Consider the following 24027-nt stretch of genomic DNA (forward strand, 5'->3'; position numbering starts at 1 on the left):
AACGTCATTCCTCAGCTGAATGCCCTCCAACGCCTTAATGGCATGGCTTCGCCATGCAGGACGCGAGGGCCTTGCCCTCGAAGGTGTTTCGCCCGCCCTTCGGGCTGGGGCGAGTGACTTTTGAAAGACCAAAAGTCACCAAAAGTCTTTTCCCCCGGCAAACCGCCCGCTTTGCGGGTTCCCTCGTCTCGTCCAACGGGTCGGACGGAGCGCCGCAGACGGCACATCCCTGTGCCGACTGCGGCTGCGCCATCATCCCTGATGGCGCTCCTGACCCGTTGAACTCGACTCGGCGGTTTGCAGGGGGAACCAATACCGTGCCCGCCCGTGGCTTTAGCGTGCATGTTGACCGCCTTTTCCGCTGAAAGGGGAGAGCAGTGCAAGGGGTTGGCTAAATATTCTCTAATTGGGGCCAAAGAGTGTTTTGAAAATAGAAATGAAAACCGCAGCTCAAGGCTGCGGTTTTTAACGCTAGATAGAAATCTAGATATTCAATAGACCTTTAATATCATTGTATAGAGTGTAAAGACGACTGGCAGACATATCTAAAATTGGTTCATACATAAAAGAGTTAAGGTGGATGTTTTCTGGAGTCATTAAGTTTACTTGATCAAGCAGAGCTATACTCTCTAGTTCTGTTGAAAATTTTTCCGTATATTTGTCAAAAAGCTCACGAGTTTGGTTAGAGGTGATTGAATTTACAAACTTCTTATCGGCTATCTTATCAATCATGAACTCTTCGGCTTTAAGTCTGATAGCCATAGCTAAAATAACCTTACACTCAAGTTCAGGTGTTTCGTGGTTTGCAATTACCAAAGCATCACTCTGCTGTAGAATTTTATCTATTATGAACTCATGACTATTTGGTAGTACTAAGTTAGGCAAGTCATTGAAAATGTTTCTGTAAATTATTTGCAAATCATTTTTTGTTATGGTTGCACTATCATCTTTTAGATGTAGTAATGAAGTTAGTTTCGTGAAATGTTGTTCTATGCCACAATAATCAGCAATGTTTCTAGCGAATGGGATACTTGCAAGTAGGTATTTTTCGTCAGTGTTTAAGTTTTGTTTCCATGTTGAAAAGACATCTTTTTGATATCGTTCTTGAATAATTTCTATCCCAGTAGATGATTTTACAGCCATCAGCCTATTTTGTCGCTTCGCATTTAAACGACTGCTAATTATCCTATGGAAGTCAAAGTTATGGGTAAGTAAAAGTAAGTGGAAAAAAGTAGACTTTGATAAGTCGCGTAGATACTCAACAATTGCATATTTATTTTTATAGTCAAAAGAGTCTGCAATATCGTCAATAATAATTAGAATAGGTTGGGCGGTATTCTTTCTGACTTCCAGTTCAAACAAAACATTTAGGATGTATAATGCTCGTTTTTCTCCTTGACTTAAAGCTGATATTAGGCTGCTTTGATTTATCTTTCCAGAAGTATCACGGCCATCATCGAATTGAAATTTAATTGTGGGTGTTGCTTTGTTTAGAATGACATCATCTTGGTTTTCAATACTAAGTTTAAATGGCACATCAAACCGTTTATTAAAAGTATCGACAACATTTTCCCATGTTGTTTTTTGATCTTGAGCTTGCTTGATAATATCCTTTATTAGCTCTTGATTTTGTTTGTAAGTCTCTACTAAATCACTCCAAGGTTGATGTTGTGATTGTAAATAGCTCAGGATAACCTTTTTCTTAAGTTGGGATATATTTTTATAGTCCGGGAGCAAATCCTGATGTTCTGAGATATAGTCACGAAATATTTGAGTGTCTTTTGTCTTTAGTTTACTATCGAATTTATTAAATTTTTCTTTGAGGGTTGGGTTTTGTAAAATTTGTTCTTGTTCATGAAGCAGTAAATTATTTAATTCCTCTTGTGAGGTAACCTCACGTTTCTCTCCTTTTACTGAAATATTTATACTGTGCGCAGCAGTAAAAAAACCTGATTCATTTAAATTTTTAGATACATCACCAGCTCTTTGATGATTAAATGTCTTTGATAAAATTGTAGATTCGCTGATTAGTTTTTCGTATGTTTCAACGTACTCCGTTAGTTCTTTGTTTAAATCACCAGATGAAATAAGTTCAACGACTTTTGGATTGAATAGGTCGTTGTATTTAAGTTCGCTGAAACGCTCTAGGTTTTCATGTTTTTCACTATGTAGTTCAACCAGTAGTTCTAGTAACTTCTTCTCATGTCTTGCAAATGCTTCACAAATTATTTCAGGCACCCCTTTAGCTGCTTTCCCTGAGCATTTCGATAGGGCTTTTATTAGTGATTCCTGTTTGTCATCTACCTCTTTTAAGGCTGTGTCGTATTGTTTTTTCAGTTCGTTATTGACAAGTAAAGCTGATAGTTGTTGAGAGCTATAACTTTCGTTATATGAATCTATTGTCAGTATTTGTTCAGCGGAAATGTCAGTGCCATTTATCTTAACTTTTCTAATCGTTTGGCGGTCAGGAAAAATGATGTCTCTAGTATTTTCATTTTTTTCAATATCTTTGAAGGTTTTTGTTAGAGAGGTTTTTAATGTGCCATTTGGTGCATATAGAGAGTTAACTCCACAGCAATTATCACTTTTGGTGAGGTTAAAAATCTTTTTTAATTTGCTGATTCCATAACAATTTTCCAATTCAATATCAAGTATCATGTTATACCTTCTCATGAATATAAAGATAATTAATGCTGTGGGCTACAGATTCACTAAAAAATAGTTTTAGTCTGTAGGTTAGATTAGGGCCGTAGGTTCGATTAGCGAAGCGTAATCGGACGTTCGAGAAATAAGGAGTTATCACGTTGAAATACTCACTATCGGGCTTTCGATATACAACCCTTGCCCGATTGGGATATCTACCGCTTGCAGCTATACCCGCCATGATTTTTTCACTTATACAACTATTTCGATGGCACTTGTTGCATAGGTGCGACAATCTGATCTCGCCATGGGGTGGGCGAGGGGCTGACTTTGAGCTAACAACCCGCCCGATCTTTGCCCTGAACAGGGTGGGGAATGTTAGCGCGGTGCAATGCGCTGCGCTTGTTGCACCCTACGCCTGTTAATCGGCCTCGGTGCTGCGGGTTGGCTGTTGCCCCCTGTTGTTCGCCGAGGTGATCCCGTTTGTCCCATACCGTAGGGTGCAATGAACGAAGTGAATTGCACCTCTATTCGACGCGGGTTTGCTTGCAGCGTCAGGCTTGGCGGATTGCGCCATTGGCTTCACCTGCAAGGGGTGCGGTTAGCACGGACGATTACGCTTCGCTAATCGACCCTACCGAGCCTGCTGGCGAAGTCATGCCAACGGGTTTGGCGACCCCTCACCCTAACCCTCTCCCGCAGGGGGAGAGGGGACGGTTACCGTGGTGCAATGCGCTGCGCTTATTACACCCTACGCCTGTTAACCGGCCTCGGTGCTGCGGGTTGGCTGTTGCCCCCTGTTGTTCGCCGAGGTGAGGGTACAAGGTCAGGAGCGCCGTCATGGACGACGGCGCAGACGCAGGCGGTACAGGGATGTACCGTCTGCGTCGTTCCGCCAGACCTTTTGCCTGAACCGAGGGAACCCGACGCAGGAGGGCGAACAAGTGGGGGTGGCCTTTCTTTTGGTGACTTTTCTTTGGCCACGCAAAGAAAAGTCACTCGCCAAGCCGCGCAGCGGCGGCGAAACCCCGTCGAGGACGGAGTCCTCGTGTCCTGCATGACGAAGTCATGCCCATCAGGCTAGTGACCCCTCACCCTAGCCCTCTCCCGCAAGGGGAGAGGGGACGGTTACCTTGGCGCAGGCGCGGGAGACCGGCTGGTTTCCGCTAAAGTGGCTACCGCCCCTGACTGTCGCTGCCACATTGCGCCGTTGACCATTGATCTCGGAAAAGGGGTCAACAGACGCCCATCGCCATATTACGGAGCCAGAGTGGTCTTATCTATGGTTTTGATGAGCTAACTATCAGAAAAGAGTGATTTTTTGCGCTGGCACAAACTTTTATTAATTAGTGATTAGTTGTTGGTTGTCGGGGCTTGGAGCTGGCAGGGCGGTGGGGTGACGCCGCGAGAGGAGTGCAAACGGTAAAAAAAGAGTGAAGCGCAAACGGTAAAGAAGGAGAGCGCAAGCGGAAAAAAGCGAAGGGGCCCGCGATGGGCCCCTTGTTGTTGGCGTTCGACGCCGCGCCGCTATTTGGCGGCGGGGGTTGGGAAGTATTTGCTGTGCAGCAACGGGTATTCACTGCTCGCCAGCACCTGGGTCAAGCCGGTCTGGAACTCCTTGACCAGCTCGTCGCTCACCGGATGGCTGAAGGCGAAGCAGAACTGCTCCGAGCTCAGTACCCACTGCTCCTTGAAGCGGGCGGGATCGAGTTTTTGTTCGACGATCAGCTGCTCCATGGTGGTCTTGTTGGTGGAGACCAGATCGACCCGGCCTGAGGTGAGCATCTTCAGCGCCTGTGCCAGCCGGTTGGCGGCCATCAGTTTGGTTTCGTCAAAGCCGTTGTTGAGCAGCAGTTGCTCCCCCACATCGGCTCGCACCGCCCCGATATTGAACGTCTTGGCATCGTCGAGCTTGGTGATGGTGATATTGCGATCGGCCAGCCCCACCAGCACGATCTCGGCATACCCGATGGGGCAGGCCCACTTGAACAGGGGATCCCGCGCCTGGGTGCGGGCGGTGGAGAAGAGCACCGCATTGGGTTTTTGGGTCAGCAGGTAGTAACCACGCGCCCAGGGCATGATGGTGATGGGCTGCGCCGGTGTATTGGTCTTTTTCCATACCAGTTGCAGCAGCTCGACCGCGAGGCCGGTGGGGGCGCCGCTGGCATCGGCGTAGTTGTAGGGTTTGTACTCTTCGGTGATGTAGTGCAGTTTGCCGAGCTCAGGACTCGCCTGTGCGAGGGTGGCCAGCAGCGCCCCGGCTAATCCAATCCATGGTTTCATTTTTGCCATCCTGATCAAGGGAATATCTGCTCAAGTGTGACCAAGCTGGCCGATTTCGCCAAGGCGACGGAGCATGTTTGGCAAAAAGCGCGGGCGTACGCCGCCATCTTGCGCCCATGTCGGCGACGATCGGGGCGTTAGCGCAGCGGCAGGTATTTGGCTTGCAGGGCCGAGTAATCCGCCGAGGAGACGACCTGGGTCAGCGCTTGCTGAAAGAGGGCGACCTCGCTGTCGGGCACCTGACGGCTGAAGGCGTAGCAGAGCGGTCTGGCATCCAGCACGAAGGCGACATGAAAGTCATCCGGTTTGAAGCCGAGCTGCTGCAGGGTTTGATAGCCCGCCAACTTGTTGGTCGCAAAGAGATCGGCGCGACCTGAGGTGAGCATTTTGGCCGCTTGGGTGAGGCGGTTGGCCAGCATCAGCTGGTGCTCATCGATACCGCGTTCGAGCAGCAGCTGTTTGGAGACGGTAGAGCGCACCACGCCGACCTTGTAGCGGCTGATCTCGGCCTCCGAGCCGAGGGTGATGTTGTCCGCCTTGCGCCCCAGCAGCACAAACTCCGAGTGATCGATGGGGCAGGCCCACTTGAAGAGTGCCTCCCGCTGCGGGGTGCGGGCGGTGGCAAACAGCACCACATTGGGTTTTTGTTGCAGCAGGGTGTAGCCCCGGGCCCAGGGCAGAATGCGGATGGGCTGGGGCGACACGCCGCGGGCTTTCCAGATAAGCTGCATCAGCTCTACCGACAATCCGGTCGGCATCCCTTGCTGGTCGCTGAAATTAAACGGGGGAGAGATTTCGCTCAGATACTCGAGTTTGCCCGGATCGGCCTGCGCGAAGGTGGCCCACAAGAGCAGTAGCAGATGAGGTAGGTGCCATGTCCGCACGGGAAAGATCCTTCGCAATCAACTATGTAGCCCAGTTTGACTGCTTGCGGCGGGAATAGCTAGCCACCTCTATTGCATCTTTCATCAATAAAATGGGCAGCGAACCGCAGCCCATCGGGTGAGTGAGTACTCAGCGCACCGGCAGGTATTTGGCCTGCAATTTGCGAAACTCCTCCGAGGCGAGGGCGCGGGTCAGGCCCTGCTGAAAGAGGGTGATCTCGCTGTCAGGCACCTGACGGCTGAAGGCGTAGCAGAGCTGCTCGGCGCTCAGCACCATGGCCACGTTGAAGTCGTCGCTATTGAGCTTCAATTCGCGGATGGCGTCATATCCCGCCAGCTTGCTGGTGGCGAGCAGGTCGGCGCGGCCGGAGAGCAGCATCTTCAACCCCTGCGACAGGCGGTTGGCCGGGATGATGTTGTTGTCATCCATGCCGTTGTTGAGCAGCAACTGCTCGGCGGCGTCCGAGCGTACCGCGCTGATCTTGTACTGGCTCATCTGTTCGAAGGCGGTCAGGGTGATGTTTTGCGCTTTGCGGCCGAGCAGTATGTACTCCGAGTAGCCGATGGGGCAGACCCACTTGAAGAGATCCTCCCGCGCCTGGGTGCGGGCGGTGGAGAAGAGCACCACGTTGGGCTTCTGGGTTAGCAAGTAATAACCTCGCGCCCAGGGCAGGATGCGCACCGGCTGGGGTGTCACGCCGCTGTGTTGCCAGACCATCTGCAGCAGATCGACCGCAAGGCCGGTGGGCTGGCCTTGCGGATCGCTGAAGTTGTAGGGGGGGTACTCTTCGGTGAGGTACTCGAGCTTGCCCAGATCAGCCCGGGCCGTCGAGGCCCAGCAGAGCAGCAACAGATGACAGATCAGCCATATCCTCATTGGGAACATCCTTAGCGATCAACCTTCCCTTGAGTGTGACCATGAACAGAGTAAATAGCCACTCACGGCCGTTACCAGCGGGCGCGGATCTGCCCGATGGGCTGGTAGGCCTCGTCCCTCAGCCCCACCAGCAGGGTCTTGCCATCCGCTTGCAGACGGAACTCGCCGTAGCGGGCCGCTTCGTACTGCTCCCCCGTGCCCTCTTCAAAGAAGTAGGCATCGGGGCCGATCTGCCACTGCCGCTCGCTCTGGTGTACCTGCAATAGCCGCTCATCGCTGGCGAGCCGATCCGGTTTGCCATCGACCACCAGAGTGGCTACCTGATGGGCATCGAGGCGGATCACCAGGGTATCGCTGCCCTTGTCTTGATTAGCACGGGCGTCGCGGCTGGTCAGCTCGCGGGCAATCTCGTAGTTCAGCCGCATGTAATCCCCCTGCATCAGGGAGCGGGGATCGACCGGAGCGAGCCGCAGCAGCACCACTTCGCCGCTGCTCATGGCGTGCTCATAGCGCCAGACGGTGGCATTGATGCCTGCCAGGATGGCGAGGCCGCTCAGCAACAGGGCGAGTTGTCGGGTGACGGGTTTCATGAGTCGCTCCTTGCCGCGAAGGTGATGAGCAGCTGGCGGGCACCCAGCAGCAGGATGCCGGAGCCCAGCAGCAGCCAGGATTTGGTCATCAGGGTGAGCCCCAGATCGTAGTAATAGAGCGAGCCATAGCCGAGCAGCAGCAGGGCCGAGAGGGTCATCAGCCCTAAACTGCCGGCATAAAACCCGAGGATCAGCACCAGTGCGCCTGTCCCCATGCCGGGGATGATGGCGCTGATCAGCACCAGCGGCAGGCCAAACAGCAGGGGGAGCCTCAGTTTCACCATCACCGCCAGCAGCAGGGCGGCGCAGATCAGGGGATTGAGCCAGAGCGGCAGGCGGGAAAGCCCCAGTTCGTCCAGCACGCTGCTGCCGCCATCCCACAGCGGTTGGTGCAGACGGCCCAGCACCAGCAGGGAGAGGGCGAGCCCCAGCGTGATGGAGTGGTAGAGCTGGTGACGCTCTGGATCCCTATCTGCCCGCAGCCAGCAGAAGGTGATGGCCGCCATCACCAGCGGCAGGGCCAGCAGTTGCAGCCCGAGGCAGGCAAGGCCAAGGGTGAGCAGCAGGGCCGCCGCCACGCTGTGAAACAGCCGCACCAGCCAGTGATCGAACAGCACGGCGATGGCAAGGGAGAGCAGGCATAACCCAAACCAGAGCAGGGCGTGATGAAGGTCCAGCTGATCGAGCAGGCCATAGAGCAGCCAGGCATCGGCCGCCAGGGTGAGGGCCAGCACGAACTGATCCCAGAGATCGCCGCTTTGGCTGCGATTGAGGGCATAGGCCCCCGCCAGCAGCACGGCCCCGAGCAGCAGGGCACTGTTGGCCTCGCGGGTCAGCTGCTCGAAGGTGAGAAACAGGAAAAAGAGCAAGAACAGGGCGGCAATCCAGCCCACCAGCCCCAGCAGAAAGCGGCTCGACCAGTGGGGCTGGGTATCACGGGGCTGATCCCCTTCCACCAGATTGGCCTGTTGCAGTGCTTGCCAAAGGGTCAGATCACTCATGAGACCTCCGTTGTTGTTGCAGCCAGCGGGCGGCGGTGACCGAAAGGCCGATGGCAATCAGGCTCAGCAGCAAGAAGCCGTTGATGTCGGGCTCCATCCACTTGCCCAGCGCCGCGAGGATGACGGCAATCAGACTGAGGCACCCCATGGCGAGTCCGGCGATAAATCTGTGGTGCCACAGGGCATAGGCGGTGGCGAGCCAGCCAAGCCAGAGCGGCCACACCAGCGCAGAGGCGGCATCAAACAGCGCCAGCAGGGTGAGCAGGGTGGCCCCCAGACCGGCAGCAAGGCCCGCCAGCCAGCTTGGCATCAGGCGCCAGCGGTTTGGCGCCAGCAGAAGCAGACCCCAGAGGGCGGCGTTGAGCAGGGTAAGGCACCAGCCCAATCCCTCTTCATCGAAGGTAAAGAAGAACGTGAACAAACCGAGCCGCCAGTAGAGCACCAGCGCCAGCTGGCCGAGCAGCCAGCTCAAGGTCCAGAGCAGCGGGCTTTGGCCAAATGTCGCCAGTGGCACCAGCATCAGCGCCCAGGTGGCGAACAGCTGCCAGGGATCGGCGCCGGTCTGGTAGGTTTGACCCACCAGCGCCAGCAGGGCGCCGATATTGAGGGCGATAGCGAGCAGCAGCGCCTGACGGGGGGTATCCCCCAGTGGTTTGCGCCACAGCAGAAGCAGCATGGCGAGCAGCGGCGCCTCCAGCAGGGCGAGGCGGGAGGCCCGGCCCAGCTCTTGCCAGTTGAAGGCGACGAAGAAAATAAGGCCAGCCCCGATACAGAGGGCGCCGAGCCAGAGCAGCAGCCGGTCAAATAGCCACTGCCAGCGCGCCGGATGGGGAGGAAGATCGGCGAGGGTCAGGGCGTCCGCCAGCTTCTCTGGCGCCAGCCGTCCCTGTTTGACCCATTCGAGAAGCGTCTCTCTTGATACGTTGTGCATGGGGGGACTCCACGAGGTTTGCCCCATTATGGCATGAGGCACCCGCAACCGTGCACTGCCCCTTGGCTCTGTGCCTGGTGGTTGCGACAGCGGGTTACGCACTAGACAAAGCAGCAAACAAAAAAGCCCTCCACAGGGGAGGGCTTGGTCAGCGGAAAAGGCGATCAGGCAAAGATCAGAGTGCTCACCCCAAGGCCGACGAAGAGGATGGCGCAGGCGATGCGGATCCCCTTGAGCGGCAGCTTGTCTGCCCCCAGCTTGCCGATCAGCACCACCGGCACGTTGGCCAGCATCATGCCGAGGGTGGTCCCGGTAATGACCTGTACCAGCGAGTCATACTTGGCGGCCAGCAATACGGTGGCGATCTGGGTCTTGTCACCAATCTCGGCGATGAAGAAGAGCACGAAGGTGGCCATAAAGGGGCCGTATTTATCCAGCGAGCTCTCCTCGTCATCCATCTTGTCCGGCACCAAAATCCAGATAGCCATGGCGATAAAGGCGATGGCGACCAGCCAGGTCATTATCTTGGGATCGAGCCAGCGGCTGATGAACTCACCAATCCAGGCGGCGCCCGCATGGTTGAGCAGGGTAGCCGCCAGCATGCCGGCGATGATGGGCCAGGGCTTGCGAAAACGGCAGATGAGCAGCAACGCCAACAGCTGGGTTTTATCGCCGATTTCGGCAATAGCGACGCTGAGGGTTGAGGTTAACAAGGCTTCCATAAAAATGACCGGGGGACGGAATTGTTATAAACCAAAGACAAGCCTGCGCCATCCGTCCCCGGTATTGGCACTGGCCCGTCAAAGGTCTTGTCAAATCCATGGCTGGCATGGATCACCCTGACCATGGTGATTTGGCACCAAGTATGTTGATCAGGGTCGCAAACCGGTATTCATGCAATGGGATGGCACCGGTGTGCGAGACTACTCCCCCTCGATGGGAGCGGGCATTCTAGGGAAAAACCGCATGAGTGACAAGGGGATCAGCCACCCACCAGCTTGACGCTGAAACCGGCTTTCTCCAGCTCGGTTTTGATCAGGTCCCGTTTATCCCCCTGGATCTCGATCACTCCCTCCTTGATACCGCCTCCGGTGCCGCACTTTTTCTTGAGCAGGGTGGCCAGGGATTTTTGCTGATCGGCGGGTACGCCATGAATGGTGATCACCCCTGCACCCTTGCGCCCCTTGGTCTCGCGGCGAATGCGCACTGTGCCGTCGGTGGGGAAGGGGGAGGCGGATTGGGGAGCGCTCTGCTCCTTGATCATGCCGCCATCTGTGCTGTAAACGAGGCGGCTGTTGTTGTCGTGACTCATGGCAATACTTTATGGGTTAGCTAAGCGGAGTTTGATTTTACTCAAATAAAAGTTGAAGACACAGCTTATAATGCCCCAAGTAAAAGCGAATTATTATTGTTTAACTTCAGGAGTCAGTCATGGTACTCACGCAGTTGTCACCGGGACAGAGTGCTCGCATCAAGAATATGAATCAGCTCGCCCGGCCGCTGCGCCGCAAACTGATGGTGATGGGCCTGTTGCCCCAGACTGAAGTCATCTATCTGCGCTCCGCCCCCCTGGGGGACCCGCTCCAGATCCAGTGCCAGGGGATCTGTCTCTCCATGCAAAAGAGTCTGGCCCAGCAAATAGAAGTCGAGCCGGTATAACCCGCTGCTCGGCTGCCGCTCTGGTCAAGAAAGTCACCGGGAGCGGTTCAGAGACAAGAAGTCGAACCTGCAAAGCGGCTTGCCACACGCACGCGGTGGGTTCAGAAGAAAAAAGAGGTAGAGCTGGTATGAATTATTCCCTGGTAACGGTAGGTAACCCCAATAGCGGCAAAACCTCCCTGTTCAACGCCCTGACCGGTGCCCGCCAGCAGGTAGGCAACTGGAGTGGTGTCACCGTCGACAAGAAGATGGGTGAGTTCAGCGCGGGTGAGCATCACTTCAAGCTGATGGATCTGCCCGGCATCTATAGCCTGGCCAGTCAGGATGGCAGTCTGGACGAGCAGATCGCCAGCCGCTTTGCCCAGGGCCAACAACCCGACCTGCTGCTCAACGTCATCGACGCTGCCAATCTGGAGCGCTCCCTCTATCTCACGCTGCAACTGCGCGAACTGGGCCTGCCCATGGTGGTGGTGCTCAACAAGCTGGATATCCTGCAAAAGCGCCGCATCGTCATCGACGAGAGCAAGCTCGGCAAATCCCTCGGTTGCCCTGTAGTGGCCCTCTCTGCCCACAACAGCAAGCAGGTTGCCGCCTTCAAACAGCAGATCCGCCAGTTTATCGGTCAGCCGCAAGCCGCCTTGCTGCTCGATTACGGCCACGAGCTTGAAACCGATCTGGCGGAGCTGGAGACGCTGCTCGCCCCGCATCATCTCACTACCCGTGGTCGCGCCCTGCGCCTGCTGGAAGAGGATGCGGTGATGCAGGAGACCCTGCTGCCCGGTCAGCAGGCGGCCGCAGCCAATGTAGTGGCTCGCGCCCATCAGGGACAGGATATCGACCTGCAACTGGCGGATATTCGCTACGGCCATATCCACCAGTGGGTACAACAGGCTCGTCAGCAGAAGGGCAAGCTCACCGAGGCCCAGAGCGAGTGGCTGGATCGGGTGCTGCTCAATCGCTGGATTGGCATCCCCTTCTTTCTGTTTGTCATGTACCTGATGTTCCTGTTTGCCATCAACGTTGGCAGCGCCTTTATCGACTTCTTCGACATCATGGGCGGCGCCCTGTTTGTCGATGGGGTGCACCACCTGCTGGGGCTGGTCAATGCCCCCGAGTGGCTGGGCGCCATTCTGGCTGATGGCTTTGGCGTCGGTTTGCAGACCGTCGCCACCTTTATTCCGGTGATTGGCTGCCTCTATCTGTTCCTCGCGGTGCTGGAGAGCTCCGGCTATCTGGCCCGTGCCGCCTTCGTGGTGGATGCCCTGATGCGCCGCCTCGGCCTGCCGGGCAAGGCGTTCGTGCCGATGCTGATGGGCTTTGGCTGTACCGTCCCCTCGGTGATGGCGACCCGTACCCTCAACTCCGAGCGGGAACGGCTGATGACCTCCGCCATGGCCCCCTTCATGTCGTGCGGTGCCCGTCTGCCGGTTTACGCCCTGTTTGCGGTGGCCTTCTTCCCCGAGTCTGGCCAGAACCTGGTGTTCGGTCTCTACCTCATCGGCATTCTGGTGGCGGTGCTCACCGGCCTGTTGCTGCGTAGCACCCTGCTGCCGGGCAAGAGCGACTCCATGCTGATGGAAATGCCGGATTACGAGTGGCCGCGTCCGGTCAACGTTGCCATCAAGACCTGGCAGAAGCTTAAATCTTTCGTCTTTGGCGCCGGTAAAACCATCGTACTGGTGGTTGCCGTGCTGAGCGTGCTCAATTCCCTGGGTACCGATGGCAGCTTTGGCCATCAGGAGCAGGAGAGCTCGGTCCTGAGCAAAATCAGCCAGGCGGTGACCCCGGTGCTGCACCCCATCGGTGTACGCGATGACAACTGGCAGGCCACAGTCGGTATCGTCACCGGTATCTTCGCCAAAGAGGCGGTGGTCGGTACCCTCAACAGCCTCTACGCCGGTGGTGGCGATGCAGAGGAGGAGAGCGAGTTCTCGCTGGTGGCCAGCTTCCACGAGGCGATCGATGCCGTGGCGGCTAATCTGGCGGAGATCAACCCGAGTGACCCCATGGGGCTTGATGTTGGCAACCTTGACGACCAGAAAGCTGCCGCCGAGGCGCAGGAGGTAGATGTCTCCACCTACGGCAACATGCAGACCCACTTCGACGGGGCGGCCGGTGCCTTTGCCTACCTCTTGTTCGTGCTGCTCTACATGCCCTGCGCCGCCGCCATGGGCGCGCTGGTGCGGGAAACCGGTCGTCAGTGGGCGCTGATGACGGCGGTATGGTGCAACTATATGGCCTTTATGTGCGCGACCCTCTTCTATCAGGTCGCGACCTTCGCCGCTCATCCGGAGCAGAGCCTGTTCTGGATCGTCAGCTACGGCCTCTCTCTGGTACTGCTCTGGTGGGCCGGTCGCCGTCACGGTGATATCGTTGCCCGCAAGGTGGTGACCTTATGATCCTGCGCGAGCTGGGGGATTACCTCGCCGCGCAGCAGAAGGTGAGCCGGCGTGATCTGGCTCGCCACTTCCACACCTCGGAAGATGCGGTGGAGGCCATGCTCGGCGTCTGGATGCGCAAGGGGCGGGTCATCAAGCGCGAGAGTCGGGTCTGTGGTGGCAGTTGCTGCGGCAAGAGCGAGGAGGTGATGTTCGAGTGGTGTGACGCGGGCCAGATTGGATTCAAGATCCGCTAAACGACTACTCAACCTCATCACCAAACATCGAACAATAAAAAACGGCAGATCCTGCACAAGGGTCTGCCGTTTTTATTGCTGAAGACAGGCGGGATCAGGCGCCTTGGCGAGCCTCGCTCAGCAGTGCCAGCGCCGGTTGGGCGTTGTCCGGCATCAGCCGGTAGGCCTTGTGGTGTTTGACCAGGGTGGTCTTCTTGTTGCCCTGGCTCAGCAGCAGGCCGTGCTTGAAGGCCGCCTCGGCCAGCACCTTCTCGTCACCGCGCACATAGAGGGTGAGGGGTTTGACAAGCTCACCACCCTCGATATGGCCTTCATATTCGCTATGGCTTACTACCAGACTCGCCTGACCGCCCGATTGCAGGCGCAGCTTGGCGTTCACCTCGCTCTCGGTCAGCACCAGCCAGCCTGCCGCTGAGAGCTCCTCCAGCAGGGCAGCCAGCTTGGCTCCCAATTGCTGCGGGTTGGTCATGGCGCACTGGTATTGGAAGGCGATGCGCTCCAGCAATCCCTTGAGATCGGCGCCCGCGCCCAGCGTGCGGCCAAGCTGCACCCAAGCTTTCAAATCTTCCATCACCAGACGGGAGAAGCGCTTCTCCTTGAGGGAGTCGGCCATCCAGGTGCAGAGAAAGTGGCTCTCTTGCGCCGGAGTGCGCTTGCCCGCCTTTTGTTCGGCGGTGCGGGCCAGTTCGGCCAGGCTCAGGGTGGTCATCTCGAACATGGCCTGATTGTAGGTCGGAGAGGTCATAAGAATCCTTGAGTTGACCACCAGGGGCCAACACCGATGACAGAGATGGCAAAGGCGCCAGTGGCGCCTTTGCGGTTTAATAGAGCAACTGCTCGCCTTATTTCGGCTGGCGGGGCTTCTTGGCGGCGGCCAGACGCTTGAGGCGCTGACCCTGCAGCTTGGCTTCGGCCATCACCTGGGCTACGGCGTTATCTTCACGCTGCGGGCGCTTGCCAAAGCGGCGACGCTCTTGCAGCTGTTTGATCAGCTCGTCACGGCTGCTCACCTCATAGCCCGGCACCATGATGCGGCGGATCTTCTGGCCGATCAGGGCCTCGATCTCCAGCAGGGTGCGCTCCTCTTCACGGCTGACGAAGGAGATGGCCATGCCGCGCTTGCCGGCACGACCGGTACGGCCGATGCGGTGCACATAATCTTCCGCCAGGAACGGCAGATCATAGTTGACCACGTACTCCAGATCCGGAATATCCAGACCACGGGCTGCCACTTCGGTGGCCACCAGTACCCGTACCTTGCCTTCCATGAATTCGCGCAGGGCGCGGCGACGGTTGCCCTGGGCTTTCTCGCCATGGACCACGGCGGACTTGATGCCGTCAAGGTTCAGCTCCTCGACCAGCACATCACAGCTCTCGCGGGTACTGGCAAACACCAGCACCTGCTGCCAGTTCTGCTTGCCAATCAGCTCTGAGAGCAGCTCGCGCTTGCGCTTCTGCTCGACCGGATAGACGGTGTGGCTGACGGTGTCGGCAGTGGAGTTCTGCTTGTTGACGCTGACTATCTGTGGTCTGTCCAGCATCAGGTTGGCCAGCTTCTTCACCGCGTCGGAGAAGGTGGCGGAGAAGAGCAGGTTTTGACGGGTCTTGTTGACCGCTTGCAGGATCTTCTGCACATCGGCACTGAAGCCCATGTCGAGGATGCGATCCGCTTCATCCATCACCAGACACTCGACGCCAGAGAGGCTGAGGTTGCAGGCGGTGAGGTGCTCCAACAGACGGCCCGGGGTGGCCACAATGATGTGAGCGCCCGCTTTGAGCTTCTTGGCCTGCACGTCCTGCTTGCCACCGCCGACGATGGTGATGGTGGTGATATCGAGATACTTGGCGAAGTCATTGATGTTGCTCGCCACCTGAGCCGCCAGCTCGCGGGTCGGGGTCAGGATCAGCACCCGGGCGTTGGAAGGCTGGACCGGAGCCGGATTGTCTACCAGACGCTGCAAGATGGGCAGGGCGAAGGCGGCGGTCTTGCCGGTACCGGTCTGGGCGCTGGCCAGCACATCGCGGCCACGGCGAATGGCCGGGATCGCCTGTTTCTGCACAGGGGTCATCTCCTGATAACCGCAATCTGAGACAGCACGCAAAATCTCGGGGGCAAAATCGAACGATTCAAATCTCATAATGGGTTCCTGTGTTCCAGCTGGGCTGTGTTTGGCTTGGTTAGCTCGGCATGAGCGAGACGGAGGTTGTAACCACCGACGGCTGCGCCTGACATCAAGTCAGAGAGTGAGCCGGAAAATGGCGGGCGCGAAGTGTAACAGATAGACGTCACAAATTCTGCCTCAAATGGTTGTCCTTTTCTCATCCTTTGTGGTGTGAATGGCGGTTGAAAGCAATCATTTGACTCCCAAATGCCAAGCTTAGATGCGTGGCTAACGGTTTTGGGCAAGGACGAAAGGGATATCGATGGAACTGGAACAGTTAAAACGCCAGCTGGAGCAGCTTGGCGAGCGCAATGACAGCATGCAGCAGGCACGCCACCGCAAGCTGCTCAATATCACCCGCGACACGGGGGAGTTGTTGTCAGTGCTGGTGCAGACCCGTGGGGCGCAGGCGGTGCTGGAGATCGGCACCTCCAATGGTTACTCCACACTCTGGCTGGCAGAAGCTGTGCGTCGGCTGGAGGGGCACGTGACCACCATTGAGCTGGATGAGGATAAGCGCGTACAGGCCCATGACAACTTTCAGCGGGCAGGGCTGGCCCCCTGGGTAACCTTGCTGGCAGGGGATGCGAGTGAGCTGTTACCGACCTTGCCGCAAGCCGGCTATCAGCTCATCTTCCTCGATTCGGATCGTCAGCACTACCGGGCATGGTGGCCGCAGATCCGCCGCCTGCTGGCACCCCGTGGCCTGCTGGTGGTCGATAACGCCATCTCCCATCGCAGCGAGATGGTGGAGTGGATGAACGAGGTCGGGCAGGATCCGGCCTTTGCCACCTCGCTGGTGCCGGTCGGCAAGGGGGAGTGGCTGGTGGTGCGTTTGTAGGGGGTAGCTACAAAAAATCAGCCTCGCATTGGCGAGGCTGATTGTGAAAGCGCATCAGGGTCTTGGTCGGTCGGATCAGACAGCCAGATAGTCCATGATCCCTTCGGCCGCTTTGCGCCCTTCGTAGATGGCGGTTACCACCAGATCGGAGCCACGTACCGCGTCGCCACCGGCAAACACCTTGGGATTGCTGGTCTGGAAGGCATACTCCGCCTGCTCGCGGGCCTTGATGCGATCCCGATTGTCGAGCTCGATGCCGAACTCCGCCATCCAGGGTTGGGGGTTGGGTTGGAAGCCAAACGCCATCACCACCGCATCGGCGGCCAGCACCTGCTCGGAGCCCTCGATGACCACCGGATTGCGGCGGCCATTGGCATCGGGTTCACCCAGCTCGGTGCTCACTACTTTGATGCCGACGGTGCGACCGCTGGCATCCAGCTCGACCGCTACCGGTTGCAGGTTGAACATGAACTCAACCCCCTCCTCGCGGGCGTTTTTCACCTCCCGCTTGGAGCCCGGCATGTTCTCCTCGTCGCGGCGATAGGCGCAGATCACCTTGGCGGCTCCCTGACGGATGGCGGTACGCACGCAGTCCATGGCGGTATCGCCACCGCCCAGCACCACCACCTGCTTGCCGGCGAAGTCGATGTAGTCGGCTTGCGCCTTCTCGAACCCCAGCAAGCGGTTGGCGTTGGCGATGAGGTAGGGCAGGGCGTCATAGACTCCCGGCGCCTCTTCGTTGGCAAAGCCGCCCTTCATGTACTTGTAGGTGCCGACCCCGAGGAAGACCGCATCGAACTCGCCGAGCAGGTCGGCGAAGGTGATGTCCTTGCCCACTTCGGTCTCGAGACGAAACTCCACGCCCATCCCCTGGAAGATCTCGCGGCGACGCTGCATCACCTCTTTTTCCAGCTTGAAGGAGGGGATGCCGAAGGTGAGCAGGCCGCCGATCTCCGGATATTTGTCAAACACCACCGGGGTGACGCCATTGCGTGCCAGCACGTCGGCACAGGCGAGGCCCGCAGGGCCGGCGCCGATGACGGCGACCCGCTTGCCGGTCTTGACCACGTTCGAGAGATCGGGCTTCCAGCCCATCTCGAACGCCTTGTCGGTGATGTACTTTTCGATGTTGCCTATGGTCACCGCGCCGAAGCGATCGTTGAGGGTGCAGGAGCCCTCACAGAGGCGATCCTGCGGGCAGACCCGGCCACACACTTCCGGCAGGCTGTTGGTCTGGTGGGAGAGCTCCACCGCCTCCAGAATGCGCCCCTCTTTGGCCAGTTTCAGCCAGTTGGGGATGTAGTTGTGGACCGGACACTTCCACTCGCAATAGGGGTTGCCGCACTCGAGGCAGCGATCCGCCTGCATCTGTACCTGCGGCTGATTGAAGGACTCGTAGATCTCCACAAACTGGATTTTGCGGATCTTGAGCGGCTTCTTGGGCGGGTCGACCCGTTGGACATCGATAAACTGAAATACGTTCTGGCTCATAGGGTTCCCTCCTTATTGCGCCTGGATTCTGAGTTCTGCACTGGAACGGCTGGTGTGACCCAGCAGCGATTTCACGTCGCTGGACTTGGGTTTGATCAGCCTGAACTTGGGCACATAGGAGTCGAAGTTGGCCAGGATCTCCTCGGCGCGCGAGCTGCCGGTCTCATTGAGGTGCGCCGTGATGATGCCGCGCAGGTGCTCCTGATGGATGGCGAGATCCGCCACGTCCAGCAGTTCCACCAGCTCGGGGTTAGTGCGCTTGGCGAAGTTGCCGCACTCGTCGAGCACGTAGGCAAAGCCGCCGGTCATGCCCGCCGCAAAGTTGACGCCGGTCTGACCGAGTACGGTGACGATACCACCTGTCATATATTCACAACCGTTGTCGCCAATTCCCTCGACCACCGCCAGGGCGCCGGAGTTGCGCACCGCGAAACGCTCGCCGGCAGTGCCTGCGGCGTAGAGTTTGCCGCCGGTGGCGCCGTAGAGGCAGGTGTTGCCGATGATGGCCGCTTCATGGGACTTGAACGCCACGCCGACATGGGGCTTGATCACCAGCTTGCCGCCGGTCATCCCCTTGCCCACATAGTCGTTGGCGTCACCGGTGAGGATCATCTCGAGGCCACCTGCGTTCCAGACGCCGAAGCTCTGGCCTGCGGTGCCGTTGAAGTGCACCTTGACCGGATCGGCCGCCATCCCCTGATTGCCGTGACGTTTGACGATCTCGCCCGAGAGGCGCGCACCCACCGAGCGGTCGGTGTTGCGAATGTCGTAGCGGAACTCGCCGCCGCTTGAGGTTTCCACCGCCTCCAGCAGATCTTCCACCATCTTGAGGTTGAGCGGCCCCTTGTCGAAGGTGGGGTTGTGCTGCTGGCTGAACAGGCTGGAGCCTGCCGGTGCTACCGGACGGGCCAGAATACCGGAGAGATCCAGCTTGGCCTGACGGGCGGTGAGGCCGGGCAGGGCTTCCAGCAGATCGGTGCGGCCAATCAGGTCGGTCAGCTGGGTGACGCCGAGCTGGGCCATCAGCTCGCGGGTCTCTTCGGCGATGAACTTGAAGTAGTTCATCACCATCTCCGGCAGGCCGGTAAAGTGCTCGCGACGCAGCTTCTCATCCTGAGTGGCAACGCCGGTGGCGCAGTTGTTCAGGTGGCAAATACGCAGGTATTTGCAACCGAGCGCCACCATGGGGCCGGTGCCAAAGCCGAAGCTCTCGGCACCGAGGATGGCCGCCTTGATGATGTCGAGGCCGGTCTTGAGACCGCCATCCACCTGCAGCCGCACCTTGTGGCGTAGACCGTTGGCGACCAGCGCCTGTTGGGTCTCGGCCAGACCCAACTCCCACGGGGAGCCGGCATATTTGACCGAGGTGAGGGGGCTCGCGCCAGTGCCGCCGTCATAACCGGAGATGGTGATGAAGTCGGCATAGGCCTTGGCCACGCCGCAGGCGATGGTGCCAACGCCAGGCTCGGAGACCAGTTTCACCGACACCAGACAGCTCGGGTTGATCTGCTTGATGTCGAAGATGAGCTGGGCCAGATCCTCGATGGAGTAGATGTCGTGGTGCGGCGGCGGTGAGATCAGGGTCACGCCGGGCACGGAATAACGCAGCTGGGCGATCTGGGCAGTCACCTTGTCACCGGGCAGCTGGCCACCTTCGCCGGGCTTGGCACCCTGAGCCACCTTGATTTGCACCACATCGGCGTTCATCAGGTAGTGGGGGGTGACGCCAAAGCGGCCGGAAGCCACCTGCTTGATGCGGGAGTTTTTCTCGGTACCGAAGCGCTTGGGATCCTCGCCCCCTTCACCGGAGTTGCTCTGACCGCCGAGGCGGTTCATGGCGACAGCCAGTGCCTCGTGGGCCTCAGGACCGAGGGCGCCGATGGACATGGCGGCGGAGTCGAAGCGGGGGAACAGCTTGTCGGCCGGCTCAACCTGATCCAGCGCGACCGGATTGTCGACCTTCTTCAGGGCCAGCAGATCGCGCAAGGTGGCAACCGGGCGCTCGTTCACCAGACGGGCGTACTCCTTGTAATCGGCATAGTTGCCGGAGCGCACCGCCGCTTGCAGGGTCTGCACCACATCCGGGTTGTAGGTGTGGTACTCGCCGCCGTGCACGAACTTGAGCAGGCCACCGTGGGGGAGGGGCTTGCGCACCAGCCAGGCCTGACGGGCCAGATTGTGATGATCCTGCTGGATGTCGGCAAAATCGGCACCCTGAATACGGCTAGATACGCCGCGGAAGCAGGTATCTACCACCGATTTGGCCAGACCCACCGCTTCGAACAGCTGGGAGCCGCGATAGCTGGCGACCGTGCTGATGCCCATCTTGGACATCACCTTGTAGAGCCCCTTGTTGATGCCGTTGCGGTAGTTGATCATGGCCTGACGCAGAGACATGACCAAGACCCCCTCTTCAACCTGTTTGGCCAGGGTTTCGTAGGCGAGATAGGGGTAGATGGCGGTCGCGCCAAAGCCGAGCAGCACGGCGAAGTGATGGGGGTCGCGGCAGCTTGCGGTCTCTACCAGAATGTTGGCGTCGCAGCGCAGGTTGTTGTCCACCAGGGTGCGCTGTACCGCGCCTACCGCCATGGCGGCCGGGATCGGCAGGGTATCGGCGCTGATATCGCGATCCGACAGCACCAGCAGCACTGTACCGCCTTGGGCGGCTGTTTTTGCCTCTTCACAGATGCGCAGGATGGCCGCTTCCAGCCCCTCTTCGGGCTTGAAGTTGAGGCTGATCACCTGATGACGGTAGTACTCCCCTTCCAGTGCCAGCAACTGGTGGAAGTCGGAGTAGAGCAGGATCGGCGACTGGAACAGCACCCGGTGGGCGTGGCCGAAGGTCTCGTTGAAGACGTTCTGCTCGCGACCGATACAGGTGGCTAGCGACATGACGTGGTTTTCCCGCAGCGGATCGATGGGCGGGTTGGTCACCTGGGCAAACATCTGGCGGAAGTAGTCATAGAGGGTACGCGGGCCGGAGGAGAGCACCGCCATCGGGGTATCATCCCCCATGGAGCCCACCGCCTCCTGACCATTTTCACCCAATACCCGGATGATCTGATCCAGCTCCTCGAAGGAGTAGCCAAACAGCTTCTGATAGGTTTTCAGCTGGTGGTCGGAGAACTCGCGGCTACCGGTCTGGCTGTCGTCCATCTGCTCGAAGGGGACCAGTCGGCGGCAATGTTTATCCATCCATTGCTTGTAGGTGTGGCGGTTTTTGAGATCGTCATCGATCTCGAAGCTGGTCCACACCTTGCCGTTGCTGGTATCCACCACGAACAGCTCGCCCGGGCCGACCCGGCCCTTCTCCAGCACTTCGTCCGGGGTGTAGTCCCAGGTGCCGACCTCGGAGGCGAGGGTGATGAACTTGTCCTTGGTGATGACGTAGCGGGCCGGACGCAGGCCGTTGCGATCAAGTGCGCAGGTGGCGTAGCGACCGTCGGTCATGACGATACCGGCCGGGCCGTCCCACGGCTCCATGTGCATGGAGTTGAAGTCGTAGAAGGCGCGCAGGTCGTCATCCATGTTCGGATGTTTTTGCCATGCAGGCGGGATCAACAGGCGCATGGCGCGGAACAGGTCCATGCCACCGGCGAGGAAGAGATCCAGCATGTTGTCGAGACTGGAGGAATCCGACCCCGTGGTGTTGACGAAGGGGGCCGCTTCCTGCAAATCGGGGATCAGCGGCGTCGCAAATTTGTAGCTGCGTGCCTTGGCCCACTGGCGGTTGCCGGCGATGGTGTTGATCTCGCCGTTGTGGGCCAGATAGCGAAACGGCTGCGCCAGCGGCCAGCGCGGGCTGGTGTTGGTGGAGAAACGCTGGTGGAAGACGCAGATGGCCGCCTGCATACGGATGTCTGCGAGATCCAGATAGAAGCGCGGCAAGTCCACTGGCATGCACAGCCCTTTATAGACGGTGACCAGGTTGGAGAGGCTGACCACATAGAAGTAGTCGTCGTTGACGCGCTTTTCGATGCGGCGACGCACGATATAGAGACGGCGCTCGAGATCCTTGTCGACCCAGCCGGGCGGGGCGTTGACAAAGACCTGTTCAATGCTGGGCAGGGAGGCTTTGGCGATGGTACCGAGTACGTTGGTATCGACGGGCACCTTGCGCCAGCCGACCAGACTCAGGGTCTCTTTTTCCAGCTCTTCGTCTATGATGTCGCGGGTCTGCTGGGCCAATACGGGGTCAGGGTTGAGAAACAGCATGCCGACCGCATAGTTGCGGCCAAGGTGCCATCCCTTCTCCTCGGCGACAGCTCTGAAGAAGCTGTCCGGTTTTTGTAGCAGCAGACCGCAACCATCGCCGGTCTTGCCATCGGCGGAGATCCCGCCGCGGTGCTGCATGCGAGCCAATGCTGACATCGCGAGACGGACAAGCTTGTGGCTGGCTTCCCCTTCCATGTGGGCCAACAGGCCGAAGCCACAGTTATCCCTCTCCAGCTTTGGATCATATAGTGACATTGCATTTCTCCCTTGCTCGGCCTTGTATCGCACAGTCATCACCTGACTGCATAAATTGCGATTGGCTCTTGTGGTTCCGTCTGCCTGACGTGGCGAATCTCCAAACTAATGGGATTTTCTGGCGAGGTCAATCGCAGGTCAGGTTTGTCTTCATGGTTACATTCGCATAACAAAATGTCGAGTTAGGGGGATTCGCTCGCAGTTATGAAGTATTTGTTCTGTTTTGTTTGATTTTGTTGGTTAAATATATCGCTATTGACGGTCTCAATGGTGCGCTCGGCGACGATGGGAGAATGTAGTAATTTTACCAATCCGATGTGGCCGACAGCGGAAGGGATCACATTTTCAATATCCCATGCTTGCAATTGTGTGCTGTCGGGTCTCTTTGAATTTTTCATTGTTCAACAGTGGGTTATCAGGTCTCATTTTCATATGGATGTTTACTGTTTGAATCGTCAAAGAACTGTAAAAATCCTTTTTTTGCGCTTTTTCTCTATATTTATTCAAAATTGGTCGGGTATTTATATGTTTTACCCTCTCCGCTAGCTTGATCCAGCTCAGCCCCTGTTTTGCGCAAGCTCGTACAATGGCGCTCCTTTAGCGGAGGTGTCATGCAGTTACACGAACTCGTCAATACATTCGGTCAGGATCTCAAGCAGCGTCATGGTCAGAAGATCCACAAACTCTCCATCCACGGGGCCTTCACCTGCCCGAACCGTGACGGCACCCTGGGCCGTGGTGGCTGCACCTTCTGCAACGTATCCTCTTTTGTTGACGAGTCGGCCCAACAACTCTCCGTGGTGCAACAACTGCTGGCTCGCCGGGACGAAGTCACTCGTGCCAAACGCTATCTTGCCTATTTTCAGGCCTATACCAGCACCTATGCCGAGGTCGAATATCTGCAGCGGATGTATGAAGAGGCGCTGTCGGTGAGCGATATGGTGGGGCTCTGTGTGGGCACTCGCCCCGATTGCGTGCCGGATGCGGTGCTGGATCTGTTGGCGGGCTATCAGGCCCGGGGCTACGAGGTGTGGCTGGAGCTCGGGCTGCAAAGTGCCAATGACAAGACCCTGCAACGGATCAACCGCGGCCACGGTTATGCCGCCTATGAGGATGCGGTAAGACGTGCCCATCAGCGCGGCATCAAGGTATGTGCTCATCTGATCGTCGGCCTGCCGGGCGAGGTGCCAATGGACAGCCTCGATACCCTGCATCGTATCGTTGAGACCGGTGTTGAGGGGATCAAGTTGCATCCGCTTCATGTTGTTGAGGGTAGTACTCTTGGCAAAGCGTGGCAGGCGGGTCGGCTTGAGGTATTGACGCTGGAGCAGTATGTGGAAGCGGCCGTTGCCATGATCCAGCACACGCCGCCCGAGGTGGTGTATCACCGGATTTCGGCATCCGCGCGCCGTCCAACTCTGTTGGCGCCAGCCTGGTGTGAAAATCGCTGGACGGCTATGGCGGACATTGCCAAAGCACTCTCATTGAACGGCCCGCAAGGTCACGCGTTGGGCAGACCCTTCATACTTCCTGACCTATAATTGAGCGCCAGATTATTAT

General features: G+C 57.7%; 18 protein-coding genes. 5 read left to right on the forward strand and 13 right to left on the reverse strand.

Features of this window, described 5'->3' with window-relative positions:
- Positions 1-483 precede the first annotated feature (483 nt).
- The 9 genes from ACTG2W_RS21260 to ACTG2W_RS21300 all read right to left on the reverse strand — a co-directional run bounded on the left by ACTG2W_RS21260 (position 484) and on the right by ACTG2W_RS21300 (position 10521).
- Positions 484-2658: a hypothetical protein gene (locus ACTG2W_RS21260; protein WP_106843958.1), complete on the reverse strand. Its 2175-nt coding sequence runs from the start codon at positions 2656-2658 to the stop codon at positions 484-486.
- Positions 2659-4170: 1512 nt separating this feature from the next.
- Positions 4171-4926 (reverse strand): substrate-binding periplasmic protein, encoded by a 756-nt coding sequence (locus ACTG2W_RS21265; protein WP_069555682.1) that lies wholly within the window; start codon positions 4924-4926, stop codon positions 4171-4173.
- 137 nt (positions 4927-5063) lie between these two features.
- Positions 5064-5810: a substrate-binding periplasmic protein gene (locus ACTG2W_RS21270; RefSeq protein ID WP_106843957.1), complete on the reverse strand. Its 747-nt coding sequence runs from the start codon at positions 5808-5810 to the stop codon at positions 5064-5066.
- 130 nt (positions 5811-5940) lie between these two features.
- Positions 5941-6687, reverse strand: a complete 747-nt coding sequence (locus tag ACTG2W_RS21275; RefSeq protein WP_106843956.1) for a substrate-binding periplasmic protein — start codon at positions 6685-6687, stop codon at positions 5941-5943.
- Positions 6688-6758: 71 nt separating this feature from the next.
- Positions 6759-7277: a GDYXXLXY domain-containing protein gene (locus ACTG2W_RS21280; protein ID WP_106843955.1), complete on the reverse strand. Its 519-nt coding sequence runs from the start codon at positions 7275-7277 to the stop codon at positions 6759-6761.
- A complete protein-coding gene (locus tag ACTG2W_RS21285; protein WP_106843954.1) occupies positions 7274-8278 on the reverse strand; it encodes a DUF4401 domain-containing protein in 1005 nt (334 codons plus the stop codon). The genes ACTG2W_RS21280 and ACTG2W_RS21285 overlap by 4 nt, the downstream gene beginning before the upstream one ends.
- The gene (locus tag ACTG2W_RS21290; RefSeq protein WP_106843953.1) at positions 8271-9209 is read right to left on the reverse strand and encodes a DUF2157 domain-containing protein; all 939 of its coding nucleotides are present in this window, start codon (positions 9207-9209) and stop codon (positions 8271-8273) included. The genes ACTG2W_RS21285 and ACTG2W_RS21290 overlap by 8 nt, the downstream gene beginning before the upstream one ends.
- Before the next feature lie 164 nt (positions 9210-9373).
- On the reverse strand, positions 9374-9931 hold the full coding sequence (locus ACTG2W_RS21295) for a TMEM165/GDT1 family protein (protein ID WP_005337386.1): 558 nt from the start codon (positions 9929-9931) through the stop codon (positions 9374-9376).
- Positions 9932-10191: 260 nt separating this feature from the next.
- Positions 10192-10521 (reverse strand): translation initiation factor, encoded by a 330-nt coding sequence (locus tag ACTG2W_RS21300; protein WP_005337385.1) that lies wholly within the window; start codon positions 10519-10521, stop codon positions 10192-10194.
- Positions 10522-10640: 119 nt separating this feature from the next.
- On the opposite strand from ACTG2W_RS21300, the gene ACTG2W_RS21305 reads away from it, so the two are divergent.
- The 3 genes from ACTG2W_RS21305 (at position 10641) to ACTG2W_RS21315 (ending at position 13503) form a co-directional block, all read left to right on the forward strand.
- Entirely contained in the window at positions 10641-10868 is a 228-nt protein-coding gene (locus ACTG2W_RS21305) for a FeoA family protein (protein ID WP_005337384.1), read from the forward strand.
- A gap of 128 nt (positions 10869-10996) precedes the next feature.
- Positions 10997-13267: a Fe(2+) transporter permease subunit FeoB gene (feoB, locus tag ACTG2W_RS21310; protein ID WP_440016522.1), complete on the forward strand. Its 2271-nt coding sequence runs from the start codon at positions 10997-10999 to the stop codon at positions 13265-13267.
- Positions 13264-13503, forward strand: a complete 240-nt coding sequence (locus ACTG2W_RS21315) for a FeoC-like transcriptional regulator (RefSeq protein ID WP_005346763.1) — start codon at positions 13264-13266, stop codon at positions 13501-13503. Before feoB ends, ACTG2W_RS21315 begins: the two co-directional genes overlap by 4 nt.
- A 94-nt stretch (positions 13504-13597) precedes the next feature.
- Here ACTG2W_RS21315 and ACTG2W_RS21320 read toward each other — a convergent pair whose 3' ends face one another.
- Together ACTG2W_RS21320 and ACTG2W_RS21325 are read right to left on the reverse strand one after the other, a co-directional pair.
- The gene (locus ACTG2W_RS21320) at positions 13598-14248 is read right to left on the reverse strand and encodes a DUF2913 family protein (protein WP_159163821.1); all 651 of its coding nucleotides are present in this window, start codon (positions 14246-14248) and stop codon (positions 13598-13600) included.
- A gap of 97 nt (positions 14249-14345) precedes the next feature.
- Positions 14346-15641: a DEAD/DEAH box helicase gene (locus tag ACTG2W_RS21325; protein WP_440016523.1), complete on the reverse strand. Its 1296-nt coding sequence runs from the start codon at positions 15639-15641 to the stop codon at positions 14346-14348.
- Positions 15642-15927: 286 nt separating this feature from the next.
- On the opposite strand from ACTG2W_RS21325, the gene ACTG2W_RS21330 reads away from it, so the two are divergent.
- On the forward strand, positions 15928-16506 hold the full coding sequence (locus tag ACTG2W_RS21330; protein WP_159163820.1) for an O-methyltransferase: 579 nt from the start codon (positions 15928-15930) through the stop codon (positions 16504-16506).
- 75 nt (positions 16507-16581) lie between these two features.
- On the opposite strand, the gene ACTG2W_RS21335 is transcribed toward ACTG2W_RS21330, so the two are convergent.
- A complete protein-coding gene (locus tag ACTG2W_RS21335) occupies positions 16582-17997 on the reverse strand; it encodes an FAD-dependent oxidoreductase (RefSeq protein WP_005346752.1) in 1416 nt (471 codons plus the stop codon).
- 12 nt (positions 17998-18009) lie between these two features.
- Positions 18010-22467, reverse strand: a complete 4458-nt coding sequence (gltB, locus tag ACTG2W_RS21340) for a glutamate synthase large subunit (RefSeq protein ID WP_106843949.1) — start codon at positions 22465-22467, stop codon at positions 18010-18012.
- Positions 22468-23078: 611 nt separating this feature from the next.
- Between gltB and ACTG2W_RS21345 the strand changes: the two genes are divergently transcribed.
- Positions 23079-24008 (forward strand): TIGR01212 family radical SAM protein, encoded by a 930-nt coding sequence (locus tag ACTG2W_RS21345; RefSeq protein ID WP_106843947.1) that lies wholly within the window; start codon positions 23079-23081, stop codon positions 24006-24008.
- Positions 24009-24027: the final 19 nt, after the last annotated feature.

Origin of the sequence: Aeromonas sp. 96A (genome assembly GCF_051919165.1) — a bacterium.
In the GTDB taxonomy this organism is placed as follows: domain Bacteria; phylum Pseudomonadota; class Gammaproteobacteria; order Enterobacterales; family Aeromonadaceae; genus Aeromonas; species Aeromonas veronii.